General features: G+C 41.9%; 6 protein-coding genes. 2 read left to right on the forward strand and 4 right to left on the reverse strand.

Annotation, left to right across the window (positions count from 1 at the left end; all coding sequences use genetic code 11):
• Window positions 1-74 precede the first annotated feature (74 nt).
• Window positions 75-2,372: a hypothetical protein gene (locus GNF10_RS32160; protein ID WP_185592525.1), complete on the forward strand. Its 2,298-nt coding sequence runs from the start codon at window positions 75-77 to the stop codon at window positions 2,370-2,372.
• 1 nt (window position 2,373) lies between these two features.
• On the opposite strand, the gene GNF10_RS32165 is transcribed toward GNF10_RS32160, so the two are convergent.
• The 4 genes from GNF10_RS32165 to GNF10_RS32180 all read right to left on the reverse strand — a co-directional run bounded on the left by GNF10_RS32165 (window position 2,374) and on the right by GNF10_RS32180 (window position 8,203).
• Entirely contained in the window at window positions 2,374-3,549 is a 1,176-nt protein-coding gene (locus tag GNF10_RS32165) for a PepSY domain-containing protein (protein ID WP_185582207.1), read from the reverse strand.
• Window positions 3,550-3,592: 43 nt separating this feature from the next.
• On the reverse strand, window positions 3,593-6,127 hold the full coding sequence (locus tag GNF10_RS32170) for a TonB-dependent siderophore receptor (RefSeq protein WP_185582208.1): 2,535 nt from the start codon (window positions 6,125-6,127) through the stop codon (window positions 3,593-3,595).
• Between the two features lie 98 nt (window positions 6,128-6,225).
• Window positions 6,226-7,224 carry a helix-turn-helix transcriptional regulator gene (locus GNF10_RS32175; protein WP_185582209.1) on the reverse strand — a complete coding sequence of 333 codons (999 nt, stop codon included), beginning with the start codon at window positions 7,222-7,224 and terminating at the stop codon, window positions 6,226-6,228.
• A gap of 79 nt (window positions 7,225-7,303) precedes the next feature.
• Window positions 7,304-8,203, reverse strand: coding sequence for an aspartoacylase (locus tag GNF10_RS32180; RefSeq protein ID WP_185582210.1), 900 nt, complete (start codon window positions 8,201-8,203; stop codon window positions 7,304-7,306).
• A 170-nt stretch (window positions 8,204-8,373) separates the two neighbouring features.
• On the opposite strand from GNF10_RS32180, the gene GNF10_RS32185 reads away from it, so the two are divergent.
• The gene (locus GNF10_RS32185) at window positions 8,374-9,543 is read left to right on the forward strand and encodes an AGE family epimerase/isomerase (RefSeq protein WP_185582211.1); all 1,170 of its coding nucleotides are present in this window, start codon (window positions 8,374-8,376) and stop codon (window positions 9,541-9,543) included.
• Window positions 9,544-9,763: the final 220 nt, after the last annotated feature.

Here is a 9,763-nt window from a genome sequence, read left to right on the forward strand (position 1 = left end):
CTTATAATAATTATATTTTTTACTGATTCCCCAAAAAATGATTGTATATAAATAATTAAAAGCTAAAAAACTATATGATAAATAAATTAATGGCGAAGTTAGGAAAACTCCGTCACAAGCTTAATCAGCAAATCAAAAAATTATCTAAACTTAGATATTTACAAAGGAGTAAAACCTTCAGTTTTTTACTCAGTTTGAGTGTTGGAGTCATTGTTACTACCCTTAGTATTACAACAGACTGGGCAACAACAGAAACACCCACGCTTACATACAAAACATCGTGGACAAATAATTCTATTGATAATACAAATCTGGTAGTACAAAACAATACTGAAACACCCACACTTAACTACAAAACATCGTGGATAGGTAACACTATTGGCAGTGGAAATCTACGGGTACAAAACAACATTGAGGCAATGTATGTTTCTCCTGATGGCACAGTTTATACCAACAGTCATTGGGATGAGGCGGGAATGGAGGCAGCCATATACAAAGATGGTAAGGTTATTGGTGCTATTGGCGATACTCACGGCTGGAGTCGTGGAGGTGGCATCGCTGTAACAGCAAATAGTAAATATATTTACCTTGCCATGACTCAGGGATCGAAGGGGAAAACTGATGAAGATTATCCCCCTGAAGGTACAAGTTGGCATTGTGTTAGACGCTATGATTTGTCGGGAAAACCTGCACCGTTTCCTGAAGGGCGTGGCTGGGATAAAAGTATGTTAATTACCAGCACTAAAAGTGAAGTGACTGGATTAGCAACAGTAGGAAGCGAGTTGTATGTGAGTGATTTTGCTGCTAACCGCATTCGTGTCTATGATACAGATACGATGAAGGAAGTACGCAGTTTTACCTTTGCCAATCCAGGAGCAATAACTGTTGATCCACAAAAAAATCTGTGGATTATTCAAAGCAAAAATGGTAGTAAACCTGCCAAAATTTTACATTATTCCCAAAGTGGAAAGCAATTGCCCGAACAGATTGCAGATATCGTTGAACCAACTGCGATCGCAATCGATCGTCAAGGTAAGCTGTTAGTGGCAGAAAATGGCCCGCGTCAGCAAATGTTGATTTATGACATCAAAGATCAGCCAGTACAGACGGGTAGTTTTGGCTCAAAGGGTGGTATCTATACAGGAGCTGCTGGCGAAGTTGGAGATTTGAAGCTTTACGGACTTACCGGAGTTGGTGCAGATGCTTCAGGTAATATCTATATAAATAGTAATGGTTTCAACAAATCGGGAACAGATTTACGGAAATTTTCGCCATCGGGAAAACTAATATGGCGATCGCTAGGATTGATATTCGTCGATAATGCAGATGCCGATCCTAAAACTGATGGTGTAGATTTATTCACCAAACAAGAACACTATCTCATGGATTACAGTAAGCCTGCTGGTAAACAATGGACTTACAAAGCTTACACCTTAAATCCTTTCAAATATCCTCAAGATCCCCGTCTGCATACATCACCCGATGGAACCTTTGTGCGCCGCATCCAAGGGAAGCCGTTTTTGTTCCTCACAGATATGTACAACAGCTTCCTGCAAATATATCGTTTTAATCCAGACAAAGACGGCAAAATTGCTATCCCAGCCGGAATGTTTGTCGGTAGCAATGGCGCAGACAAACCATTTATTAAGGGAAATTGGCCACCGAATCAACCACAAAAAGGCGAATGGATCTGGCGCGATCGCAACGGTAATGGCAAATTTGAAAAGAACGAATATGATACCAGCAAAGATTATCCCTATATCGGCGGATGGTGGGTAGACAGCAAAGGAGATGTTTGGAAAGCTTTGCGAACAGAAGATGGCATTCGCCACTATCCTTTACAGGGAATAGATGCTAAAGGCAACCCCATCTACAACTATGGTTCGATGGAAAAGCAAACTACTCCCAGTATATTTAACGACTTGCGGCGGCTCGAATATTTCCCTGAAACAGATAGTATGTATTTGTCAGGCTTTACAGTAGATCACCCCGCCTTCGGTGACGATACTGGAGTTGCGGGATCTGAAATTGCTCGTTTTGACAATTGGAGTAAAGGAAATCGTACCCCCAAGTGGCGAGTTGTGATTCCCTACGACACCACCGGCAAACGCGAAGTGTCTACAGCAGCCATGAGTGTGGCGGGCGATCGGGTATTTGCTGTGAAAGTCAAAACCGCAGAGGTATATGTCTATAATGCCAAGACGGGAGCGCAAGTACAACAGTTAAAACCAGGCCCAGAAGTTGGCAGCGAAAGTGGCTGGATTGATATACCTTATGGTATCCGCGCATTTCGTCGTTCAAATGGTGAGTATCTGGTATTTGTAGAAGAAAACTGGAAAGGAAAAGTGATTATGTATCGGCTGGCGGGGTAAGCTACAAAGATCGCATTCCGTTTTTTGGATTTGATTTAGGGTGTTCGCTATTTTTGAACACTCTTTTCCGATGCCACCACATCACAAATCCGGTGACGAACAAAATCACTGGAGCTAAACCGATAAAGACGTAGAGAATCTTGGTAGATAAGCCGCCAAACGTACCAAAGTGCAGCAAAGTAAACTGGTTCAAAATGGCTTCAGCACGAGACGGTTTGACTCCATTCTGAAGCTGAATCACTGCACCCGTAAATTGATCGAGATAGATTCTGGTATTACCATATTTGCCTACTTCCTGAGCCTGCTTTTTGGCAACCAGAAATGGAGCTTCCGGTTTGTTGGCGAAAGAAATGTAGGTAGTTTTAGCATTTGGAACTGCTGCGTTAGCTCGTTGCATTAAGTCCGCAATCGGCAACGATGACTTACCAGGAATCAGTTTTGAGACAGGATCGGCAGGTTTGCGCGTGAAGGTTAGGGCGTAGATACCTGCTTCAACACGGGCTTGGGGAACATTCCAGGCGAACCCTGTGAAGCTAATCAAAGCAAGAAAGATTGCCGTGACAATACCTGCCACTTTATGCAAATCAAAATTGACCCGCTTGATATGCCCATCCCATTTGATTTTGAAGCCCATAACAAGTTTGCGCCAACCGGGCCACAGCACAATCCCTGTGAGGCTGAGAATCAGAGTAAAGAGGGCGACGATACCCATGATCAGCAAGCCAGTGTCGCCTGCGAGGAGCTTGTAGTGGAGATCATAAACCCTGCCAATCCAACTGGTCTCCCACTGGCGATCGCCCATAATCTTCCCGGTGTAGGGATTAACGAACACTTCTATATAACGATCTGCTGCGTCTAAAAATGATGCCATGTAGGGTTGGTTGGCACGATCAGGGAAACTAAGACTACTAAGGGTTAAGCCTTTGCCAGTGTAGGCAGCTTTGACAGTTTTAGCGATCGCAGTCACCGACAAAGCCTCTCCAATCGGGATGACCTGACCGAACCGCCACACTAGCATCACCTGATCGATTTCATGCCAAAAGACTAAAATACTCCCAGTGACACCTGCGATACATAAAAGAATGCCAGCAGTTAATCCGATCCAGCGATGAGTATGAAAGGCGATCGCTCTCAGTTTAGGATAGGTAAACCAAGTTGGGATGTGGTCGGTAATCATAGGACGATCATTTAGTGACTAGATGAGTGATCTGAAATGAGCATTAAAAATGCCAGGAAACTGTTCCTTGCACTGTAAAAGGCTGTCCGTAGTAAACCCGATTACCTAGCGAACTTTCAAAATAGTCTATGTCAAATAGATTTTTGAAATTCAAGGCAACTCTGAATCGATCTCGGTTATAGAAAATAGCTGCATCAGTCCGAAGATAGCTAGGTACAGTATAAGTGTTGCCAAAATTAGCGCGATCGCCTACAAAAAACAAGCCTATTCCCGCCCCTAAACCTTGTAAGTTACCTTTTTGAATTTCGTAACTTGTCCACAAGTTGAAAGAATTATTTGCACTATTTGATAATCGGTTTCCAGGTGTCAAAGTATTATCTTTAGTAATGCGGGCATCGATATAAGCATAGCCAGCAAAAATATTCCATCCTGGTAAAATTTCGCCCGCCAGATTCAATTCAACCCCCCGGCTATTCTGCTCACCTACTTGAATAGAAAAGTTTGGTCTATTAGGGTCTTCTGTCGTGACATTGGTACGGGTTAAATCAAACAAAGCAAGGGTTGCGGAAAGGCGATCGTTCAAATCTGCTTTTACCCCAGCCTCATACTGATTACCGCGTTCTGGTTTGAAGGAAGAGTCAACACCAAAAAAGTATGAGCCGCCTGGTGGAGTAAATGAACTTGTGTAACTGGTATAGAGAGAGATAGCAGGGATGGGTTGATAGACAATGCCAAAGCGAGGACTGAATGCACTATCTGTCCCACTACTTTCTGTGTTACTAACTAAATCTTCATATTTTCGATCAATCACGTCAAACCGCCCACCCAATAAAACCTTCAAGTTATCCGTAAGTGCAACTTGGTCTTGCAGGTAAATGCCTAATGAGTTTGTTTGCTGTCGAAAACCCTCAGAAGAAATAATATTCGCTCCTCGCGGGTTTCCATATACAGGATTAAAGATATCAATTGATGCCGCCTCAAAACTAGGGATTACTGGATTAAAATTGTCAAACCGATTTAAATCGAATCCAAATAATAGCTGATGTTGAATTGAACCTGTGGCAAACTTACCAATCAGATTTGTTGACATCGCATAATTTCTATTTTCGGAAGAGCTTTCTGAAAACGATCGCAGCCAAGTTCGATTATCTGGCTCTAAACCCCTAGAATCTGTGCGTCGTTGATCGAGATCGCGAAATGCAAAGCTAAACGCATTGTTTAATGACCAATTTTCGTTAAACTTATGGTCTATCCGATATCCAAGCCTTGTAATTGTCTGCTCAATTTTATCAGAAGGTTCAATCAGGTTGAGGTTACGGGACACTTTACCATTTGGGTTAGGTAATAAACTACCAATCACAGGTACACCAGATGCATACCTATCGCTTGTTTTGATGTATTCTGCCTCCAAGCTCAGGTTAGTTTTCTCACCAATTGCCACACTGATTACAGGCGATATATTTAAGCTTTCACCATCAAAAAAATCGACAGAACTACCTGAATTTCTGTAAGCCAAATTGAGACGATATAAAACTGTTTTCGAGTCATTTAGCGCCCCCGATAAATCAACTGCACCTCGATAAAAACTATAGCTGCCAATAGTTGCATCAATAGTGTAAAAAGGTTCGCTCAAGGGACGTTTAGATATAAGGTTGATACTTCCCCCTGGATTACCCAAACCAAATAGCACTGATGCAGGGCCTTTGAGAACTTCGACTCGCTCAATACTGGAAAGTTCACTCACTTGTCCAGCCAATGTGTCAATCAGTCCATCTCTGAGAAGATTCGTCTCTGTTGCATCGAATCCGCGAATGCTATAGAAGGTAAATGGCCCAAAGTTAAAATTCTGATTAACACCAGGGACATTTCTGAGTGCATCATCTAAGCGAGTAACCTGTTGATCGCGTAATACTTGTTGTGGAACTACTTGAATTGATTGGGGAATGTCACGCAAAGGCGTATCGGTTTTTGTCCCCGTCGTTGTCTCTTGTACCCGATATCCATCTTCTTCCCCTGTCACCACTAACTCAATTTGGTCATCCTGCTGGGCTGCTGGTTGCTCTTGTGGTGTCTCACTAGCAGGCTTTTCTGGTTGTGGCTGCGCCGCAATTGCTGAGGATGTCACACCAAAAATCAAACCTTCGTTATCATCAAATAACTCAACTGCTGGTAAACTATTTTCACCTACAACCGTGATTCGAATTGTTTGAGCGTCAAAGTTAGTTACAGTTATTTCCGTAATTCCCACCACTGGTTTTTCTGAACGGAAGGTGAAACCATCACCATTAGGCAAACGCAACTGAGCATTAGGAATATCAGCAATAAAATTATTACCAGTACTGCTGTTGGTGATTTGTAACTGTTCCCCTTTGCTAGTTTGGAAAATTATCTCCACACCTTTTTCGGTAGGATTTGCCTTGACTCCCGTGACTGGGATGATCTCTGATGTGGATGTTGGTGACTGTACCAAAATTTGAGCGCTACGATTAGAATCAGCAGTCTCTGCCCATGTTGCTTGGATCTCCACAAGAAAAAATATACCTGTCAGAAATAGCGATGTCTGCCACAAATTCAACACTGCTCACACCAAAGTTGATAAGAATTCTCAAAAAGATTACTCAAATCTCTGGTGTGATGGGAAGGCTTTTTTATCGCTAGACGGATTTTTTTCTATCGCTAGACGGATTTTTTCTGTTGCATTTGATATTGCTTGGGACAAAGACCAAATTTTTTTCTATAGGCTGCGGTGAAATAACTGTGACTGACAAACCCCACGATGTTAGCAATTTCTGACACTTTCAAATCTCCATAATCTAGGAGTTGACGTGCTTGTTCCAAGCGATAGTGATGTAAATAATTAAAAGCTGTTGTGCCAAATACCTGACGAAATCCCTGTTTCAGCAAATAATCGTTTAAACCTACTGTCCTTGACAATTCCATAAACGAAGGCGGATTATTCAATCGTTTCAGCAAAATATCTCTGGCATGGTAGATTCTTTCTACGACATCCGGCTTCAAGGTGTGCAGGTGGTTATTAGCATCCTTGATTTCTGTTTCCTGTGCAACCAACATACCCATCAACTCTAAAACTTTGCCTTCCAAATACAGCCGCTTGGCAATTCCCTGATAAGGACACTGGATAATTTGCCGTGCAACAGTCCGCATTGCAGATGTTGCAGTTCCACAACGGCAGTAATATGTTTGATGAGATTGCCGAATCCACGGTTGCAACTCCTGGGGTAATTGTCCATCTTGATTGGCAGCAAAAGAATATAGTGATTCCGGCTGCATCAGGATATTCACCTCTAGAAAGGAGTTTTTATCCGAACAATCACTGGTTTGCTTGGGATCTAGTCCACTTCCTACGAAACTGTACTCGCCTCCACCAACAGTTCTGTATTCATCCCTATGTTCTCCAGAAAAATGAAAGTGATACTCTAACCAATCATGTTCTTGTTCTGGTTGTAGAATAATCATGCGATCGCGCATTTGCAAATTACCAATTATCAACTCCAACCCTTGGCGCAACTTAATTCTGCGCCAGTAACCTTGTCCCAGCCGTCGCGGGTATTTGTACACCACATCCAACACATCATCTGGATCTGGGTGTTGGGAACGTTCCACCGTTTCCTGAAATAGTTCATCAAAGCCTTGCTGGGAAAGGGTGATTGTCATAGCGATCGCTTGAGATCAAAACTTTTACTCTTAATAAGAAATTATCTCATTAAATATCTTGGTTAGAAGTGCGAATAAATTAAATTACCTCTTGCTGCTTTTGAGCTAGATACATTGCAATTCCTTTCTCGTAATAAGCTGCTTCATTAATAAAAATAGGATAAACAGTAGACGCTCCCTCATAGAAAATATCTTTTCCTTCAAAAGTCAGAAACATTGGATCGCCAGGATTCAGAGGTTCATAATCCCTAAATTGAAGCTGGGGGTGAATCATGGCTTGAATCTCCCCTCGTAGACTCAGCCCGTCGTAAGCATCGCTTCTAGGATAATCGACAGTTCCAATGTATTTATAAAGTGTAAGCTGACTGCTTGTCTGCGTAATATTACCTTGATTGCACCCTTCAAAATAATCTAAAACTGCATAAATAAGCTGCTCTGTTTGCTGAAATAATTCGGCATTTAAAATATTCTGAGCCACAGCACCAACTTCGATAACAAAACCCAATTCGCACAAAGAACGAAGAAAACCACCTTCTTTAGATTGCTGATTCACAAAAATCTTTACCATCGGATTGATAGAACTTAAATAAGCAGCTAACCGAAGTAAGAAAGGATTCAGATCGCAAAAAATCAGACTTAACCCCATGTTGGCAGTTGTGCTGTGCAAATCAACAATTACATCTACAAATGGCTGATTTTGCGGTTGCAGTACTTGTTGGATTGCTTTCGCGCGCGTATCTTCATAACTTGAGAGTTGAAAATTTTGTAAACCTTGATTAGTGAAACAACGGTTTAAATCCCTGTCAATGTATCGTTTACCTTCTTCAATAGCTTTAAGATTGCCAAGTAATGGCAGAGTTTCAAAAGTTGTCCTGTCGATTAAATTTGGATACTGCTGAAACTTTTTGACTAGATATACTCCTGTTAACTCATTACCGTGGTTTCCTCCAACGATCGCAACTCGTTTAATCTGACTCATAACAACCTCACTGTCTCCCCTACGGTTATCGAGAATAGTGCAAGATACAAGATAGAAGTATAACTGTTGCTGACTAAATCTTGTAAAAGACTGACGCGATTGCTCCATGTTCGAGCCAAAATGTGATAACTGTTAAGCTGTTAGCTTTAGCACAAAAGGGGTGAAAATTTATGGAGTATAATTTTCAAGCGCTCGCTGAACTTTACAAAAACGCCCTCCTCAACGACGTACTCCCATTTTGGGAAAAATATTCTCTCGATTGGCAACAAGGTGGCTATTTCACTTGCCTAGATCGCTACGGCAAAATTTATGATACAGACAAATTCATCTGGCTGCAAAACCGCCAAGTGTGGACTTTTTCGATGCTTTACAACCAGCTAGAAAAACGCGAAAACTGGCTAAAAATTGCCAGCAATGGTGCTAATTTTCTCGCCCAACATGGCAGAGATAGTGATGGTAACTGGTACTTTGCTCTCACCCGTGAAGGAAAACCACTGGTTGAGCCTTACAACATCTTTTCTGATTGCTTTGCAGCGATGGCATTTAGTAAATATGCACTCGCTGGGGGCGAAGAATGGGCAAAAGATGTGGCAATGCAGGCTTATAACAACGTTTTACGCCGCAAAGATAACCCGAAAGGCAAATATAATAAAACCTATCCCGGCACACGTCCGATGAAATCATTGGCTGTACCAATGATTTTAGCCAACTTGACTCTAGAAATGGAATGGCTGCTACCAAAAGAAACCCTAGAGAATGTCCTAGCTGAAACTCAGGGCGAAGTGATGACCGATTTTCTCGACCCAGAAAGGGGACTAATGTACGAAAATGTTGCCCCTGACGGTTCCCACATAGATTGTTTTGAGGGACGGCTGATTAACCCTGGTCACGGTATCGAAGCTATGTGGTTTATCATGGATATCGCCCACCGGAAAAACGATACCAAAACTATTAACCAAGCTGTTGATGTGGTGCTAAATATCCTAAATTTTGCTTGGGATAGCGAGTACGGCGGATTGTATTACTATATAGACGCAGACGGTCATTCTCCACAACAATTGGAATGGGATCAAAAGTTGTGGTGGGTTCACCTAGAGTCTTTGGTTGCATTAGCAATGGGCTATCGCCTAACGGGGCGTGAGGTATGTTGGGAATGGTATCAAAAAATGCACGATTATACCTGGTCACACTTTGCTGATTCCGAGTACGGTGAGTGGTTTGGCTATCTCAATCGACGAGGGGAAGTATTGTTAAACCTCAAAGGTGGCAAATGGAAAGGATGTTTTCACGTACCGCGTGCATTATATCTTTGCTGGCAGCAGTTTGAGTCATTAAAGTAAGTTTAGCTATCTTAGAAAGTAGATTTTTCTAGCTAACCACTTAGCTAGGATTTATTGAAATTGAAAGTTTATTTGAAGTAAACGCACTTCATAAAAATCTATATGACGAGATAAATAAACCTCATCTATGTTGAAACCTAGAGTTTTTAAAAGATATATTTATGTAGGTTGGGTGGAGTGAAACGCAACCCAACATTACCACCAAATTTTATGTTGGGTT

Origin of the sequence: Nostoc sp. UCD121 (assembly GCF_014222285.1) — a bacterium.
In the GTDB taxonomy this organism is placed as follows: domain Bacteria; phylum Cyanobacteriota; class Cyanobacteriia; order Cyanobacteriales; family Nostocaceae; genus Nostoc.